This window comes from Candidatus Microthrix subdominans (genome assembly GCA_016719385.1).
GTDB classification, from domain to species: Bacteria; Actinomycetota; Acidimicrobiia; order Acidimicrobiales; family Microtrichaceae; genus Microthrix; species Microthrix subdominans.
Genome location: JADJZA010000007.1, coordinates 508,785 through 526,138 on the forward strand (window position 1 = coordinate 508,785; position 17,354 = coordinate 526,138).

Annotated in this window: 8 protein-coding genes; 6 read left to right on the forward strand and 2 right to left on the reverse strand. The window is 66.2% G+C overall.

Features of this window, described 5'->3' with window-relative positions; translation table 11 throughout:
* Positions 1 to 3 precede the first annotated feature (3 nt).
* Both IPN02_12555 and IPN02_12560 read right to left on the reverse strand, forming a co-directional pair.
* Positions 4 to 7,833, reverse strand: a complete 7,830-nt coding sequence (locus IPN02_12555) for an acyltransferase domain-containing protein (protein ID MBK9297637.1) — start codon at positions 7,831 to 7,833, stop codon at positions 4 to 6.
* The gene (locus tag IPN02_12560) at positions 7,820 to 9,265 is read right to left on the reverse strand and encodes an oligosaccharide flippase family protein (GenBank protein ID MBK9297638.1); all 1,446 of its coding nucleotides are present in this window, start codon (positions 9,263 to 9,265) and stop codon (positions 7,820 to 7,822) included. The genes IPN02_12555 and IPN02_12560 overlap by 14 nt, the downstream gene beginning before the upstream one ends.
* A 316-nt stretch (positions 9,266 to 9,581) precedes the next feature.
* Between IPN02_12560 and IPN02_12565 the strand changes: the two genes are divergently transcribed.
* The 6 genes from IPN02_12565 to IPN02_12590 all read left to right on the forward strand — a co-directional run bounded on the left by IPN02_12565 (position 9,582) and on the right by IPN02_12590 (position 17,353).
* Positions 9,582 to 10,874: a PD40 domain-containing protein gene (locus tag IPN02_12565; protein MBK9297639.1), complete on the forward strand. Its 1,293-nt coding sequence runs from the start codon at positions 9,582 to 9,584 to the stop codon at positions 10,872 to 10,874.
* A 217-nt stretch (positions 10,875 to 11,091) separates the two neighbouring features.
* Complete coding sequence (locus tag IPN02_12570; GenBank protein MBK9297640.1) at positions 11,092 to 11,907, forward strand: sugar transferase; 816 nt, start codon at positions 11,092 to 11,094, stop codon at positions 11,905 to 11,907.
* Between the two features lie 44 nt (positions 11,908 to 11,951).
* Entirely contained in the window at positions 11,952 to 12,935 is a 984-nt protein-coding gene (locus tag IPN02_12575) for a glycosyltransferase family 2 protein (GenBank protein MBK9297641.1), read from the forward strand.
* The gene (locus tag IPN02_12580; protein ID MBK9297642.1) at positions 12,928 to 14,460 is read left to right on the forward strand and encodes a hypothetical protein; all 1,533 of its coding nucleotides are present in this window, start codon (positions 12,928 to 12,930) and stop codon (positions 14,458 to 14,460) included. The genes IPN02_12575 and IPN02_12580 overlap by 8 nt, the downstream gene beginning before the upstream one ends.
* Entirely contained in the window at positions 14,457 to 16,310 is a 1,854-nt protein-coding gene (locus tag IPN02_12585) for an O-antigen ligase family protein (protein MBK9297643.1), read from the forward strand. The genes IPN02_12580 and IPN02_12585 overlap by 4 nt, the downstream gene beginning before the upstream one ends.
* The gene (locus IPN02_12590) at positions 16,307 to 17,353 is read left to right on the forward strand and encodes a glycosyltransferase family 2 protein (protein ID MBK9297644.1); all 1,047 of its coding nucleotides are present in this window, start codon (positions 16,307 to 16,309) and stop codon (positions 17,351 to 17,353) included. The genes IPN02_12585 and IPN02_12590 overlap by 4 nt, the downstream gene beginning before the upstream one ends.
* The last annotated feature ends 1 nt before the right edge of the window (position 17,354 follow it).

Here is a 17,354-nt window from a genome sequence, read left to right on the forward strand (position 1 = left end):
CGGTCACTCCGGTCGAGCGGCGATTTTCCTGGCGATCTCGTCGAGCACCGAACGGGGGTCGCGGCGGGAGTCGGGAAGCGGCTCGTCCCCCCGGTGCAACCGGTAGGTCGGGTGGGACTCGATGTGGATGTCGTCGGCGGGAATCTGGCCGATCACCCGGCCCGGGTTGCCGGCGACCACCGAGAAGGGTGGAACGTCCTGGCTGACGACTGCGCCGGCGGCGATCACCGAGCCACGCCCGATCGTCACGCCGCTCAACACGACCGCCCGTAGACCGACCCACACGAGGTCTTCGATGCGAACGAACGACGTCTCGGTCCCCGGGCCATAGGCGTCCATGACGTGCGGTTCCTGGAACAGATCCATGCCGTGCTGGATGCGCTGGTCGGCGAGGAGCGGGTGATGAAGCCCGTCGATGATGTAGGCACCCTCGGCGATCGAGCACCCGTTCCCGATCTCGACGTAACCGGAGCAGTCAATCCTGGCATTGACCCCGATCCCGCAGTACGAGCCGATCGAAACATAGGCGTACTGCCGGATGTTGAGTAATCCGTCGACCAGGCAATGGTGGCCCAACTGGATGCGCGATCGGTCGCCGGACAGGTTGATGATCTGTCCGCGGTCGCCGACGATCAACCCCTCCCCGGCGGTGCACATCCGATGGAACCGCCGCTCGCCTCCCAGGGTCCGAAGAAAGTAGTCGGCCTGGCGGTAGACGTTTCCGGCCGCCCCGACGGCGTTGCGAAGACGGGGGCTACGGGCCAGACGATCGGTGATCGCCCCGGCCGCCCGCCGCCCACTGAACCTGCGTGTCGTGGGGGCTGCGGGTGAAATCGCTGTGGGTGGAGGCACGGTCGTCATCTCCGGTGAAGGGATCGGTCGGTGCTGGCGGTGAACTGCATTGAGGGAGGCCATGACGACTGCGGCAACACCGCCAGCATGAGGCTCTTGGAGCAGCCCTGCGTGGTCGGTGTCGATCGTCGCGACGGCGGGGGGAGTGACAAAACGATCGAGCCACGCCGCCCCGGGTACCGAACGGTCACCATCGGCGGTCGCTCCTCTGGTTGCGTGCACGAGGGTGGTCGACGCTCGAACGACTGAGGACGGGCGGTGCCCGGCCATTGCCTCGATCGAAGCGATGGCGAGGCTCCAGAGCCGGGCGAGCAGGTCGCGAAGTGCAGGCTCGTCCAGGCTGGTCGTGCCGTCGTCGAGCACCCGACGGACCGTGGCCTCAAGATCGGCGTCGGGCTTGAGGTCGGCAAGCTCGACCGGGTCGAGCGGTTCTCCGCTGGCGTCCTGCCCGAAGAACAACCCGTTGAGGTGGTCGCAGAGCAGCGAGGTCACACGCTCGGAGCGGTCCTGATCGGGTGCACCGACGGGTGGCGGCGGGTCGAGCAACCACAGCTGATCTACCTGCTCGCCGGCCGTCTCGAGCCGTGCCGCCATCTCGAACGCCACCGTGGCGCCCAGCGAGTAGCCGCCGATCAGGTAGGGACCCTCGGGTTGCCGTCGGCGAAGTACGTCCAGATAGGTATCGGCCAGCGCGGTCACGGAGGCGAGTGGTCGATCACCGGCTTCGTCCAGGCCCGGTGCTCGGAACGCCCACATGTTGTGGTCGTCGAGTGCGGTACCCAACGGGGTGAACGTCTCCGGGGCGCCAAACATGCCTGGCACCCACCACGTCATCGGGCCAGCGCCGGTCCGCACCGGAACCACCGCCGCCGTGCCGGATGGTTGCACGCGTGACGGGTCGGGCGGTGCGACCCCGCGGTCTGATGGCCCCACAGCTCCGGTCTGGGACGGCCCAGTCAGCAGGGCGGGGCCCGCATCTCGAAGCAGGGCAGGAACGGCCTCGGCCAGGAGGTGGCCGGCGAGAGCGTTGGTCGTCATCGAGCGGGACAGCTCGGTCAGCGGAACCGTGTAGCCGAAGCTGGCCTCGATCCGGGTCCGCAACTCCATGCCGACGAGCGAGTCGACCCCGTAGGTGTCGACCGGCGTATCCTCGTCGAGTTCGTCGGGGTCCATCCCCACCATCGACGCGATGTCGGCACGGACGATGCCGGCGATGAGATCGCGTCGCGCGGCGACCGGCGTCGAGGCCAGAACGGTGGGCAAGGATGCCTCGGACGCCTCACCCGTCGTCTCGTCCACCCTGAGAGCAAGTCCTGCTATCCAGGGTCGAAGCGCCGCTTCACCGGCCTCGACGGCCACGTGGGACCATCCCCGCTCGTCGTAGGCGGCGGCGGGCAGGCGGGCCGACAACAGGCGATCGAGCACCCGACCGGCGAGATGGGAGGGGACAGCGTGTTCGTCCGCTCGACCGATCGGACCGATGGCGAGATGAAGCCCGGGCTGCCCTGCGACGCAGCGCCGCCGGGCGACCGCCGCGGCTACACCGTCGTGAGCGGCGCTCTCGGCGGTGTCGGAGGATGACGAGCGGACGCCCGGCAGATCGGGGAGCGGCCCGAGCATGACGAACAACGACAGGTCGAGGTGCTCGGTGGCTCGATCGAGCAGACCGGCGGATCCACTCCGGCGGGGGATCCACACCAGTCCGGCCAGGGGCGCCGAGGCCGTGCCGGCTTCGGCGATCAGTTGGGCGATGGCGGTGGGGTCGGAAGCGTCGATCAGGCGCTCGACGACCGTTTCCTCCGCCGCTGTGCCATCGGTGGTCCCAACGCGTTGATCGTCGGATGGACGGGCAGCGATCACCCGGGTCGCCCCGCGTTCCGCCAGCCAGTCGATCGCGAAGCTTTGGGCGGCCTGGGAATCATCGTCGGTGTCATCGGCGCCGACCAGGTAGGTCGCTGCGGCGTCGGCGACCCAGCGATCGACGATTTCGGTGACCGGTGTGTCAGCGGCGCCGACGCCGATGGCGATCGGGCCTTGCGGAGCGGAGCCGACGACCTCGCCGAGGGCCTGGGGCTCGGGGTCGACGCCGCCCTCGCCGACCAGTTGGGCAAAGGTGGCGCCGAGCAGGCCGGAATCGCGTCGGTGGGCGGCGAGGAGGTCACCATGCCAGGCCTCGAGGCGAACCAACGCGCCGAGCGCCGCCGAGCGGTTTGCTCCGTCGGCCCGATCGGGGAGCGGCCACAGCGCCACCCGATCGACGACCAGGTGGCTGGCAACCGCTCCGGACACGACGACCGCCACCCCGGCTGATGCCGAGGCTCGGTCGTCGGAGACCGTCCCGTGCCCGGTGCGCCCGTCCGGGTCGCCTCCGCCCGGCTCGTGGTCATCGTGGAGGACGATGCTTCCGATGGCGGCAACCCCGATTGTACCGCCGGGCAGGGCCGAGGCTGCCTCGGATGTCCCGGTGAGCGCGGCGGACACCTCGACGACAACCTGGTCGGGTCCCGGTTTGGGGACGACGAGCGGGACGATGTCGATCGTGTCCTCGTCGCTCCAGACCGCCCGATGTGGTCTGGCGTCGGCCGGTTTGCGAACACGGCTGGGCGGCGGCACGGGCACGTCGGCGAGTCGGCCGGCCGATCGAATCGTCCCGCGAAGAAGCACGGCGTCGTCGGGTGCGTCGGCGAGGAGTTCGGCGGTGAGCCGATCGAGATCGAGAACCCCGCTGGAGACATCGATCGAGGTGGGGCGCAACCCGGGGTGGGCGGTCACGGCCGCGCTCAACCACCCGGTCAACGCCGCCGAGTCGAGATCGAGTCGGCCGTCGGGACCTTGGCGGCCTTCGCGGGTGACGAAGTACACCCGCAGGCGGGGCGGTTGGCGCTGCGCCAGGGCCTCGATCGTCCCGACGAGACCACCCGGGGCGGGGACGACCGCCTCGTCGGCGGATCGCCCGGGACGATCGAACACGACGACGGCCGCCTCGTCATCTCCGTAGCGGTCGAGCCAGGCCTCCAGGTCGAGATGCTCGGCGTCCAAGCGCTCCCGGACGGCCTCGACGAGGTCGTCCTCCTCGTCGCCCAGACAGAACCAGCGCCGCTGCCGGACCGGTTCGCTCGCCGGGGCTGCCTCGTCGGACCAGCACTCGATCAGCAGCGAGCCGGGGAGTTCGTCCGCGTCGGGCGCCCGGTTGGCGAAGCCCAGGCCGCGCACCTCGATGATGGCGGCCCCCCACTCATCGACGACGTCGAGGTCATCGGTCGCCAGGTCGATCACCGCTCGGGCGCCGGAGGTGAGGGGGTGGCGAACGACGAGGCGTTCGACGGCGACCGGGGTGAGGGCGGTCGTCGCATCGACCCCGCCGAGCGAAGCCGCTGCATGCAGCGCTCCGTCGATGAGCGTCGGGCCGACCGTCCACTTCGAATCGCTTTCGGGTCCCGGCGCCTGCAGGGTGACGACCGCTTCCTGGCCGGTGGTGACCACCGATCGCACGCTGCGCCACGGGTCGGTCACCGTCGACCGATGAGACGAGCGTTTGATCAGGTCGGCGCCATCGAGCCGTCGTCCGGTGAGCGCCAGTCGCGAGGAGGGGACGATCGGGCCAGGGCCGTCGGCCGTCGCTTCGGCGGAGCCCCGAGCGACCAGATGGATGTGGTCACCGTCGTGCACCGAGAGCTGCCAGTCCCGTCCATTGGCGGTCGCCGTTGCGCTCAACCGGAGGTCCAGTTCGTCGCCTCGGCCGCTCGACAGTGGGGCGAGCTCCACGTCGCGCAACACGACCGCGGCGCACCCCATGCTCGACCTCATGGCAGCCACCGCCAGCTCGAGCACCAGCCCCGGCGTCAGCCCCTCGGGTCGATGCGTTTCACCGGCCGCGGCTCGGGCAGTGACGATCGTTGCGCTCCACGCCTGGGTGCCGGCGGCGTCGAACAGGTCCACCCCCTCGTCCAGTATCGGATGCCAGCGCAGGTGGCGTTCGCCGCGTTGGCCGTGCCGAACCTCGCCAGTCGCAACGTCGGGTGCCGCATACCAGCAACTGCGGTGATCCCAGGAGTAGCGGGGGGCCTCGACCTTCGAGGTCGAACGCCCGGTCGCCGCCCTCCAATCGACCGCCGCGCCCGCCGTCCACGCGGCCGCCAGCGACCGGCGCAGCGCCAGCGGGCCCGGCTCGCCCTGCTTGATCGTGTGGTGCACCGTGCCGGTGGCGCCGAGCGCGTCCAGGCAGCGACGGGCGGCGACCTCAACCACCGGATGAGCGGCAATCTCGATGAACAGCTCGCCGCCGGCGTCGACGGCGCTGGCCATTGCATCGGTGAATCGCACGGTTTGGCGAAGGTTCCGACCCCAATATTCCGGGTCGAGTTCGGTCCCGTCGATCAGTCCGCCGGTGACCGTGCTGATGATCGGTATCCGGTTCCGACGCGGTTCCAAGAAGTCGATCGACGCAGTCAGCTTGTTGGCGTAGGGCGTCATCAACGGCCCGTGTCCCGGGATGTCGCCGACGGTGAACACCTGGGCCATCACCCCCTGTTTGGCCGCAGCGGCCACGACGGCGACCGTGTCGGCCTTGGGGCCGCTGATCAGGCAGTTGTCCGGAGCGATGATGCCGGCGATCGTGACGTCGGCGCCCAGGTCCTCGATCAAGCCGGCGACATTGTCGGCGGGGAGCTCGACGAACGCTGTATTTCCGGTGCCGTTGGATTCCTCCATGAACCGCCCGCGGTTGAGAACGATCTCCAGGCCATCGGCCAGGGCGATCACCCCACCGATATGAGCGGCGGCAACCTCGCCGATGCTCTGACCGATGAGCAGGTCGGGCTCGACCCCGAAGGACCGCCAGCGCTCGGCCAATGCCACCTGCAGGCTGTAGAGCAGCGGCTGGGCCCGCTCGTGGTCGAGGACCGGCTCGCCGGACCGGAGGACGTCGATGAGTGAGAAGTCGGCGAGCTCGGACAGTTCGGTGTCACAGCGCTCGAGCACGGAGCCGATCACCGGATCGGCGAGCAGGTCGGGATCGAACGGCCACCAGGCCCGACCCTGCCCGCTGAAGACGAACGCGACGCGGGCTGGTTCGCCGCTCCGGCGATCGCCGCCGATGGCGCAGCGGTGGGCCTTGCCCGCCGACGCCGCCGTGAGCGCGGCGATCGCCCCCTCGGTGTCGGGTGAGACGATGGCGAGGCGGCGGGGGTGTTCGTCGCGGTTGAGCGCCTGGGCCACCGCCAACTCGCCGAGGGAGCCGGGGTCGCCGGCGAGCGCATGCGCGAAACGGTCGACGGACGCAGCGAGGGCGCCGGGGGTTCGCGCCGACAACGGTAGGAGGACAACGCCGCCATCGTCGTTCGTCGGTGGACTCGAAGCGGGCGCCGGAGGTGGTGCGCTCACGATCACGTGCGCGTTGGTGCCGCCGAAACCGAATCCGCTGATCGCTCCCCTGATCGATCCATTCTCCGGCCACGGCGTGGGGGAGGTCACCACGGCCAAGGCGTCGGCACGCTCAAGGAACGGGTTGGGGTTCTCGTAGTGGATGGTGGGCGGAATCGAGCGGTGGTGAACCGCCAGGGCCGTCTTGATCACGCCGGCGATCCCGGCAGCCGGCTCTAAGTGACCGATGTTGGTCTTGACCGAGCCGACCAACAACGGTTCGTCGGCGCTTCTCCCGGAGCCGTACACGGTATCGAGCGACCGCAACTCCATCGCGTCGCCCAGCACCGTTCCGGTGCCGTGCGCCTCGATGTAGGCGACCGAATTGGCTTCGACGCCGGCGTCGCTGCAGGCGGCGGTAAAGACGTCGATCTGGGCGTCGGGATTTGGGGCGGTGAGGCCGTTGGATCGGCCGTCGGAGTTGGTCGCTGAGCCCTCGATGACGCAGTAGATGCGGTCGCCGGCGGCGATCGCCGCCGACAATGGTTTCAGCAGCACCAGGCCGGCACCCTCGCCACGTACGATCCCGTCGGCGGCCGCATCGAAGGCCTTGCACCGCCCGTCGGGCGCGATGGCGCCCGCCCCGAGAAAGTTGAGCGTGATCAGTGGGGTGAGGATGGCGTTTGCGCCGCCGGCAAGGGCGGCGGTGCACTCGCCGCGCCGGATCGCGGCGCAGGCCAGATGAATGGCCACCAGGGACGACGAACAGGCGGTGTCGACAGCGACGCTCGGCCCCCGCAAGTCCAGGCCATAGGAGATCCGGTTGGCTGCGATGCTCAGCGCATTGCCAGTGCCGAAGAACGCGTCGATCAGCTCGGGGTGTGCGCCCTGCCGTCGGCCGTACTCGGGCGTCGAGATGCCGAGGAACACGCCGGTGGCAGACCCCCGCAGCGACGAGGGTCGGACGTCACCGTCCTCGAGTGCTTCCCACCCCACCTCGAGGAGCATCCGTTGCTGGGGATCCATTCGATCGGCTTCGAGCTGGGAGATGCCGAAAAAGACAGGGTCGAACTGGTCGATCCCGTCGACGAAACCGCCCAGGCTGACCTGCGAGGGCAGATCCTCGGGCAGGTCGCGGTCCTCCCAGCGCCCCTCGGGGACTGGTCCGACGGCGTCGATTCCGTCCTGCAGCAGGCGCCAGTAGGCCTCTGGTCCGTCGGCGCCGGGAAAGCGGCAGCCCATGCCGACGATCGCAATCGGTTCGTGTCCCTGGCCGGCCGAGCGTGCTGAGTCAGCCCCCCCGGTGTGTCCGGGCCTCGTCGAGACGGCTGCTCGGTCGACTCGGGTGGCACCGGTGCCCAGGAACGCGGCCAGCTCGGAGGGGGACTCGAAGCTGAACACGACCGTCGGGTCCAATTCGGCGCCGAGTTCGACCTCCAGGTCGGCGAGGAGCTCGGCGGCGGCGAGCGAATCGATGCCCAAGGAGTTGAACGAGGCGGCGGGGTCGATCTCGTTCTCGGCCAGGTTTGCCGTCTGGGCGACCCGTGCGATCAGCCACCGACGGATCTCGGCCTCGCTGTGTCGGGGCTGCGGGGACGGGCCTGGTTCAGTGGGGTTCATCGACGCCTCCGGCCAGCTGGGCAGATCCCGGTGCGGCCGCCGCCAATTCCAACGAGCCGTCGGCCGTGGCGCGCAAGTCGTCGAGCAACGACTTCGGGAAGATCTGGAAAATGATCACCATCAGCGGATAGGCGATGGCCGTGACCGTCGCGAGCACCAGAAAGTTGTCGCTGACGATCCTGGTAGCGCTGAGGGCCAGCCAGAGAACAACCCCGAGAATTGCCAGGCGAAACGTTCCGCGGATGTCGAAGGAGTACGGCGCGAATTTTCGGAGCAGTAGGGCAGCGCTGCCGGCGCCGACCATGGTGGCAACGATCCCCACTGCGGCGACCCCGGGCAGCCCAAACCGTGGCGCGACAAAAGGATAGGCGCTCACACCGACGGTGAGACACAACGCGTTGATGGCGAGGATCAGTCGAGGCCGGCCTATCGACAGGAAGACAAACCCGGCCCAGACCATGAGGCTGGCCAAAATAAGCGCGATCGACATCAGCCGGAGCGGTTGGGCGGCAGCGTCGTACCCGGGTCCGAAGCTGGTGTTCAACAGTTCGGCGAGGGGCGCCTGGAACAACAGGATGGAGACCGGGAGAAACAGGGCGAGGATGGCGGTGCGGGCGGTGGCGTCGATGCGACCGAAACGGGTGCGGTCCTTGCGAATCCAGGCGGCTGATGCCAGAGGAAAGGCGACGATGGCGATGACACTTCCGAACAGCGAGAGGTATTGGATGGGAAGGATCGCAGCGTTGAAGATGGCGACGGTCTCCGGTGGGGCGGTCACCCCGAGATAGATGGTTCCGGACTGGACGGTCGCCAGCCCAAGCAGCCCGGCGACGCCCAAAGTCAGTGCCTCCCGAACGAGCAGACGCGTGCCACGCACGCGCGGTCGGAGGTGGATGCCGGTCTTGAATCGGAACAGCCCGTAGGCGACGACGTCGGCGACCGCGTAGGCGCCCACCCACGCGAGAAACAGCGCCCACCATGGCACCTCGAGGGCGAGTAGCAGCAGCGTGAACGCAAATCGCAGCACCACGTAGACCATACGGGGGGCGACGTCGAGGTAGGCGCGCAGCTGCGCCTGAAAGACGGCACCGACGACGAAGAAGCTCTCGCCGAAGAACTGGCTCGACGCGAGCAACGCAGCGAGGTGAACCTCGAGGAGTAGTTCGCCCCGTGCCAGGCCAATGGCGAAGAAGATGACCTGGGTGGCCAACGTCGCCAGCACCGAACCGGCGAGACGAACGCCGACGGCTGCACCGATCACCTCCTCGGGGTCCTCCCGCTGGGTCACTCGCCGCACTGCGACTTTGTCCATCGAGAGGTCGGCGACGACAAAGGCGAGGTTGATGATGACGTTGACGAGCGCGTACCAGCCCATCTGCTCCTTGGGGAGGTAGCGGATGATGAGCAGGAAGGCTGCGACGTTGAAGACCAAGAACGCACCGAGCCGGGCGAACTCTGAGAGAGAGCTCGCCGCTCCTCGGCGTTCCCAGTTGGCGGACTCGTCCGCAAGAGCGTGGTCTGGTGCGCCCGTTGGTGCGCCGCTCACCGCGCTTGACGACTCTGGAACGCCGGCTGGCTCCGCTCCGGGCTGATCAGTCACCTTCACCGCATCGCTCCGCCGCAATTGTCTCCCGAACTCGTGCCGTTCGGACGCCCGCACGTCCGGCTTCGCTCTGCTAAGCAGGAAGGATGCTGTATCACCCTCGGTGCAACAGTCAAGTACCGGCAGATGCCAGGAGAATGCCCTGATGACTGTGGGGCCATCTGATCAGCGACCATCCGAGGCTCCGGGTTCGGCGCCGCCGCGCCGCCGCGGTTGCCTGCGGGCGCTGTTGATCACTTTCGCCGTGCTTGCGGTCCTCGTCGTGGCGGTGATCATCGCTGTCACCATCGTGATGAAGGTGTCGTCCAACCGACCCAGCTCCGGTGAAGCGATCGACGGTCGGCCGATGGGGCAGGGGAGCGAGGCCTCGGTCAGAAGGGACGTCCCGTCCGGCGCCGAGGGGGTTGACCCGCTCTCGCCGGACGACATGATCGTTCCCGTGGCCCGTAACCCACCGTTCAACCCATGCGCAGATTCGGGGCCGGACTTCGATCTCGAGATCATGGGGCTCGACGGCGATCATCGGCGTCCCATCGGGGAGGATCTCGACGAAGGGGTGGGCAGCGAGGGTGCGGTCAACACCTCGAAGGAAGAGATCTGGTCGCGCCTGTCACCGGATCGGCGTCGCCTGGTCTTCTATCGTTCCCCCAACGCCAAAACCGGGGAGACCTGCCGGTACGGTGTCCAAGAATTGTGGATAGCCAACGTCGACGGCACCGGCGTCCGCAGTATCTTCTCCAACGCCCAGAAGCTCGAGCTCGCCTCACGGCTGGGTTGGCCCTCCGAAGGCACGGTGCAAGGTCATGCCGATTGGTCTCCCGACGGGCGTCACGTGGTGATGTTGGTTGGGTATGCGCCGTCGCTGGGCCCCCTGCCGTTACTGAACCAGGGTGAGACTGAACTGTTTGTCCTGAACGTCGATACCGGTGCTCTCCGTCAGGTCACCCGCCGAGTCGACGATCAAGGTCGCGGGGTCTCGGTCGATCCGAGCTGGACCCCGGACGGCAGCACGATCATCTTCGTCGGCTGTCCGGACGCGACGCCCAGCTGCGACGACATGCAGATCCTGTCGGTGCCCGCCGACGCCAAGGAGGCGAGCACGACCTCGGTGGTCTTCGATGGGCCCGGTCGCAGCGGTAACGACCCGTACGTCTCGCCGGATGGTAAGTCGATCACGTGGATGGAGGTGGGGGCGCTTGAGACGAAGCTGTTCGTCGCCGCGTTCGAATTGGGCCGGGAGATTCAACCAGCGGATGGGGTGCTGGTCGACGCCCATGGGGGGTATGCAAACTGGAGCGCAGACAGCAGCCAACTCATTTACAGCCGGCTGTGGTTGGGTGATCGTTTCGGGTTGTACTCCAACGCCTTCGATGGTCAACCGTCGGCGAGGTTGAGCGCCCCCGGTACTGACGAGGTGTTCTATGGTCCATCGCCCTGATTCACCTCGTCATCCCACTCTTCGTAGTCGAGCGATGACTGACTGAAGTATTTTTGTGGCTGGTCGGGGACGGTGCACGGTCGGACCGTCGTGTCATTGAGCACAATTTCAGGTTTCATGTTGTAGGTCACCGCGCGCGTGGCTACGTTGTGCCGAGCGGACCGGGAGGGAAGCGGGATCACGGAACGTGGTCGCATCTCAATGGCGGAGGAACTGGGTGGAACGGACCACGTGGACCGGGCGTGAGCTCAACGATGTCTTAGATCGGACGAGCCCTGTGGTTCGTGTCGTCCAGTTGGAGCAAAGCGAGACGGTAGAGCAGCGTCCTTCCAATGCGCCGCTGGAACTCGATGAGATCGAACCGTACGTGCGCGAAGTTTTGGACGGGCTCGATCCGGCGCTGATCCCCGAACGCAGCGCACGCTATCGATGGTCCAAACGAGCCTTTGACCTGGTGGTCGCTGTTCCCGGGCTCGTCGTCGCAGCACCGGTCATCGGAGCCCTCTCGCTGTTGATCCGTTGGGAAAGCCCGGGTCCGGCGATCTTTCGTCAACAACGGGTGGGCCTCAATGGGCGGGTTTTCACCTTCTACAAGTTCCGCACGATGTACACGGATGCCCGCGAGCGGTTTCCTGAGCTCTACGACTACTCGTTCGACTCGTCAGAGCTGGAGAGCCGCTACTACAAGCAGGCGCAGGACCCGCGCAACACCAAGCTGGGCGTGATCATCCGCCAGACGACCCTGGACGAGTTGCCCAACCTGGTCAACGTCATCAAGGGTGACGCAAGCATCGTCGGCCCGCGCCCGGAGCTGCCGGAGATGATTCGTCATTACCGGCCTTCGGACCTGCGAAAGTTCCGCGTGAAACCCGGTCTGACCTGCCTGGCCGCCTCGACGGGACGGAACACCCTGACGATCGATGAGCAGATCCGAGCCGATGTCGAGTACGTGACCGGGCAGTCCTTCAAGCTGGACCTTCGGATCATGTTGCAAACCGCTCGCACGATCGTGCAATCGATCGGCGCGGTGTGAGCGCAGTGACAGGGGCGTCGTCTCGACCAGCCGGATCCTCGACCGTGGAGGCAACGGACTCGGTACCGGTGCTCGAGCCTTCGACCGACGGTCGCGAGGGATTGGTTCCGGACGTCTCGGTCACGATCGTGACCTATCAGTGCAAAGACCTGGTGCTGAGGTGCCTGGACTCACTCAATGAGGGGGCCCGAAGCAGTTGGATCGAGGTCGTCATCGTCGACAACGGATCGACCGATGGTGTGGCCGAGGCCGTGAAGGATCGATACCCCGACCTGCGCGTGATCGCACTCGGCAGGAACGACGGGTTCGGTCGGTCTCACAATCTGGCAGCGTCTCACGCCACGGGCCGCTATCTGTTTGTTCTCAACCCCGATACTGTCGTGGAACCCGGATCGATCGACACGTTGGTGCGGTTTGCCGACGAGCGGGAGCGCCTCGGCCAACCGGTCGGCATGGTGGCGCCCCGCCTGCTGAATTCCGATGGAACCGATCAGCGCACCGCTCGGGCGTTCCCGACGGCCTCGGCCGGATTGTTCGGCCGGCGTTCACCACTGACCCGGGTGTTTCCGCGCAATCGGTGGTCGCGCCGGTTCTTGGTCTCCGATCGCACCGAGGACGACGAACCATGGGTCGTCGATTGGGTGTCGGGGGCCGCCATGCTGATTCCAAGGGCCGAGTTTGACGAACTCGGCGGTTTCGACCGCGACTTCTTCATGCACTTCGAGGACGCCGAGCTGTGTCACCGCATCGGTGCGAGCGGGCGGGAGGTGTGGTGCGTGCCCCGGTCGCAGATAGTTCACGCCGAGGGCGGGTGTCGGGACGGTTGGTCGCCGGCTCAACTTTGGCATTTTCATCGGGGCGCCTATCTATTCGCCCGCAAGGCGAGGTACCCGAGGCTCTCCGACCCTCGCCGCTGGGGCATCGCCACCCTGTTGGGCATGCGCCTGCTCGGGGCGTTGGGGCTCCGCCTGCTACGACCGACCCCAAAGAACACAACCAATCAAGAGGAGGTCGAGCCCCGTGCATGAGCGCAACTCGCCGTATACGACGCAGAAGTCGACCAGTGACGACACCAAAGCCAGCTCTGTACCCAAACGACGCTTGCCGTTGAAGTCGCAGCGCCTCGGTGGTTACTGGCGCGTCCCCGTTTTCGCGCTGGCTGCCGGGTTGATCGCCTTCAGCGCCTCCTTCGTCGTCCAATCGCAGTACCCGTCGGTCTCCCGGATGTTGATCCGTACCGGTGAGACCTCCTACAGCTCGACCGACTCGGCCGAGACCCTGGGCGGCGGTGGCATCAACATCGGTGGAATCGACATCACCAAACAGCAGACGCTGGGTAACACGTTGATCGCCCTGGCGCTGTCCAAGCAGTCTGCTGCCGAGGTTGTCGACCGCATCGGTGTCGAGAAGATCAACGGGGGTGAAGAACCGAGCCTCTCGATGACGACGAAGATTGTCAACTTCTTCAAGGTCGGCGGCACCGGCACCGCGCCGACGGCAACCGAAGCGGCGATCGACCGGGTTCAGGGTTCGCTCGAAGCGGTCGTGCTCGACGAATCCTGGGTGATGGAGATCACTGCGTGGGACCCCGATCCCGAGCTGGCGCGTGAGATGGCCAACGTCACCGCCGACGTCGCCGTCGATCAGAGTTCGCAGCGGTTCAAGGAGAACTCCGTCCGTGAGCTCGAGTATCTGTCCGGGCCGGTTGAGGCCGCTCGGGCCGGAGTCACGGCCAAGGCCAAGGCGATCGCTGACTTCAAGTCGGCCAACAACATCATTGCCGAAACCGGGAGTGGACCCCTTGCAGGCGGCCTCACCCCGTCGTCGTCGGCCAGCCTCGAGCAGCTCAACGGTCAGCTCGCCGGTCTGCGGGCCCGTGAGCAACTGCTTCAGCAGCAATTCTCCGATACCCCACAGACGCTGACGACCGAAACGCAGCAAGCAGACGGCTCGATCACCCGCCAGCAAGAGTCCAATCCTGACTACGACAAGGCGCAGCAGGCGCTTGAGAGCGTCCAGGCAGACATCGCTGCCAGCGAGGCGCAGTTCAACGAGCTTGCCGGTCGCCTCGGTGGTGGTTCGGCGCCATCGATCAACGAGATCCAGGTGAAGCTGGCGGCGCTCCAAAGCGAGCTCGATCTTGCCCAGGAGAACTACAAGAGCCTCAACGACCACTACAACGCCGTAGCGGTCACGGTAGAGAAGCCCCGTTTTGATGCGTCACGGTTGGGACCCGCCTCCGTGCCCACCACGCCAGGTCGGCCTCTGCGCTATCTCTTCCTGCTGGTCGGTGCGCTGGTTGGTGCCTTGGGCGGGTTGCTGCTGACCTGGTTTCGCAGCATCCGTGAGGAGGACGAGGCTGTCGGTGCACTTCAGGTGTCCGAGGGCGGTCGGAACACCGAACGCAGTGCGTCGGGTCCACCGATCGGTGCCCAGGTGGTCGACGTCACCGGCTCGGCGGCTGCCGGCGCCGACGACGACGCCGACACCGACGACCAGCGGCGGGCCACTGAGCGCTCAACGCCGGTCGTCGATGTACAGCCGCGCCCATGACGGTGTCCGACCTCGCGCCCGACAGGCTTGATGAATCACCGGCCGGAGGGCGGATCCCGCCAGTCGCCCGGAAGCGCCTGAAGGGCGCGTTCATCGGGTTCGGACTGTTCTTGTGGGTGATGAGCGGAGCGATGGGTGGGGTGAAGGGGGCGACGCTTGCTGCGGTGATCTCGGTGCTGGTTGCGGCCGTTCTGGCGGCGCGACCAGGCATCGCTCAGTGGTTGCTCGTCGACAGCCCTACTGCGGACGTACCGCCGCACCGCCACGGGCCGTTCCTGACCGATCTGGCCGAACGGACGACCAGGACCCGAACGCGCGAAGTGCTCACCGGCGCCGTGCTGCTCAGCATGACCGTCGTTGTGGCGATCGGTGCCGCCACCATCGGCGAAAAGGCCCTGATCATCCTGGTCGGGCTCATGGCGCTGATAGCGATGGTCGCCTTCATCAAGAACCGGACACTGTTCTTCATGTTCGTTTTCGCCTCGTCGTTCACTCTCATCCTCTATAAGAAGTTCACGCCGGTGTTGTCGGAGCACTACGCGGTGGCGATCTACATCACCACCGTGGACGTGGTGCTGTTACTCCTCTATCTCATTTGGGCGTACGAGGGAAGCCTCTTCCGGGATCTCCGGTCCGGCCTGAAAAACCCGGTGTTCATGTTGCCGCTCGTCGGCGTCGGTCTGACCCTGCTGTCGGCGGTCAACGCTTCGGATCAGCGTCTCGTCTGGGCCGAGACCGTTCGATACCTGTGGATGACCGCTCTGTTCGTTTATGTGGGAATTCGCGTGCGCCGTCGTGAGCACATCTGGGCGTTCATGTTGGGCTGGATGGTGTTCCTGGGCGTGCAGGTGTTGGTCACGACCTCCCAGAAACGCACCGGAGGGTTTCTCGGAATCGACCTCCTGCGCCTGAAGCCGGATCCGCTGGATCCGATGGGCACGGAGTACCTGCGGCCGTTCGGTACCCAGATCCACCCTGTGTTTCTTGGTTGTGTGGTCGGCATGCTGTGCCTCATGGTCTCCTGCTTTGCGCTGCACGTGCCGAAGCGAAACCTGATGCGGTACGTGCTTCTCAGTTGTATCCCGCTGGCGTTCGTGTTGGTGCTGAACTCCAAGACACGCGCCGCTCTCGTCGCACTGGTGCCCGCGGTAGCGGTGGTCCTGTTCCTCGCGTACCGCCGGAAGCTGATCTCCCCCCGCATCCTTATCGTGGGCCTGCTTTTGGGCCTCATCGGGATGGGGGTGTTTTCCCAGCAGATCACGGGCCTCACCGGATCGCTGTTCGGTTCTGGTACGTCGAACGCCGGCGAGAACTGGCGCATACGGTGGCAGATCAACCTGATCGGTTATCGGATGGTTCGGGACAATCCGCTCGTCGGTACTGGGCTCAACAGCTTCACGGACCAGATGGACAAGTATGCCTACGAGCAGAAGGTGTTCGATAAGGCTCCGGCACACAACCTGTTCGTGTTGATGGCGGCGGAGACGGGGCTGATCGGGCTCGGAATGACCATCGTCATCGGGTTGGCGTACGCGCGCTACGCCTACAGGCTCACGCGCATGCGCGATCCCATGTACGTGAGCCTGGGCATTGGCGCGCTCGCTGTGCTGGTGTTCCTGACCGTCGAGGAATTGAACAACTTCACGCTGAAACAGGATGTGCCAATGGCCATGTTCTGGACTATCTTCGGGCTCGTCGTCGCCGCCAACCGGATGGCTGATGAAAACGCCCCCGCTCTTCCGGCGCTGTCGTGGCTGCGGCCGAGCCTTGAGGACGACACACAGAGTACCTCGGTGTCACTCGCAGCGACGGCTGAGCCTGAGCACGCGATCAAAGAAGGTGTGTCATGAACGCGGATTCCGAGGCGATCAACGGACAATCCCCCGTCGGCGCCAAGCGCGAGCGCGTGGACGTCGTGATCGTCAACTACAACACCGCCGACCTGCTGGTCGACACCCTGGACGATCTCCACCTGCATATGCCCGATCATCTCGATTGGTCGGTGTTCGTCGCCGACAACGATTCGGCGGACGACTCGGTTGAGCGTGTTCGCAATGCGTGGCCGGACGTCAACCTGATCGAGATGGGCGGTAACACCGGATTCTGTCGCGCCAACAACGCTGCGATCCGCGCCGGCGACGCCGAGTACGTGTTGCTCGTCAACACCGATACCAGGCTGTTCTCAAACACGGTCGACTCGTTGCTCGACACCCTACGAAGCGACTCTTCAGCGGCTGTGGTTGCTCCTCGCCTGCAGTTCGCCGACGGCCGCTTCCAGCCCGCCGCCAGCGGCGCCGAGGTGACGCTGCACTCATATCTCATGTGGGGCAGTGGTCTCGAGCGTTTTGCCGATCGGTGGCCGTTTCTCGAGGGCACCTACACCACACGAGATCACGGTCGGGTGATGCAGGTCGGGTGGGTGTCGAGCGCGTGTATGTTGTTGCGTCGCAAAGCGATCGAGTCGGTCGGACTCATGAATGAAGAGATCTTCCTGTACATGGACGATGTCGACCTGTGCCACCGCCTTCGGTCCGCCGGTTGGACGGTGTGGTTTCGTGGCGACGTTCAGGCGGTCCACTTCATGAGTGGCGGCGAGCTGCGTCGTCCGGGAACGATCTCGCCGCACACGGTGGACTCCTTGACCCGTTGGTTCGACAGCCAGCACGGCCGGTGGCGGTCGAGAGCATTTCGCGCAACGGGAGTGCTCGCTCACGGCGCTCGTAGTGGCCGTTTGGCCATGCGCTACGCGCTCCGCCGCGATGCCGAATCACTGGACCGGACGGTCATGAACCTGCGCCTGGCTCAGTACTTCATTCGCAGCGGCGTCGAGCCGCCCTCGATGGACGTCGTGGACGTCTCAATCGAATCACACCAAGCAAGGGAGAAATTGTGAA

Bases quoted from the DNA above. Each gene is read 5' to 3' on its own strand.
- IPN02_12555 (MBK9297637.1), bottom strand. From the start codon at position 7,833: ATGAACCCCACTGAACCAGGCCCGTCCCCGCAGCCCCGACACAGCGAG.
- IPN02_12565 (MBK9297639.1), top strand. From the start codon at position 9,582: ATGACTGTGGGGCCATCTGATCAGCGACCATCCGAGGCTCCGGGTTCG.
- IPN02_12585 (MBK9297643.1), top strand. From the start codon at position 14,457: ATGACGGTGTCCGACCTCGCGCCCGACAGGCTTGATGAATCACCGGCC.
- IPN02_12590 (MBK9297644.1), top strand. From the start codon at position 16,307: ATGAACGCGGATTCCGAGGCGATCAACGGACAATCCCCCGTCGGCGCC.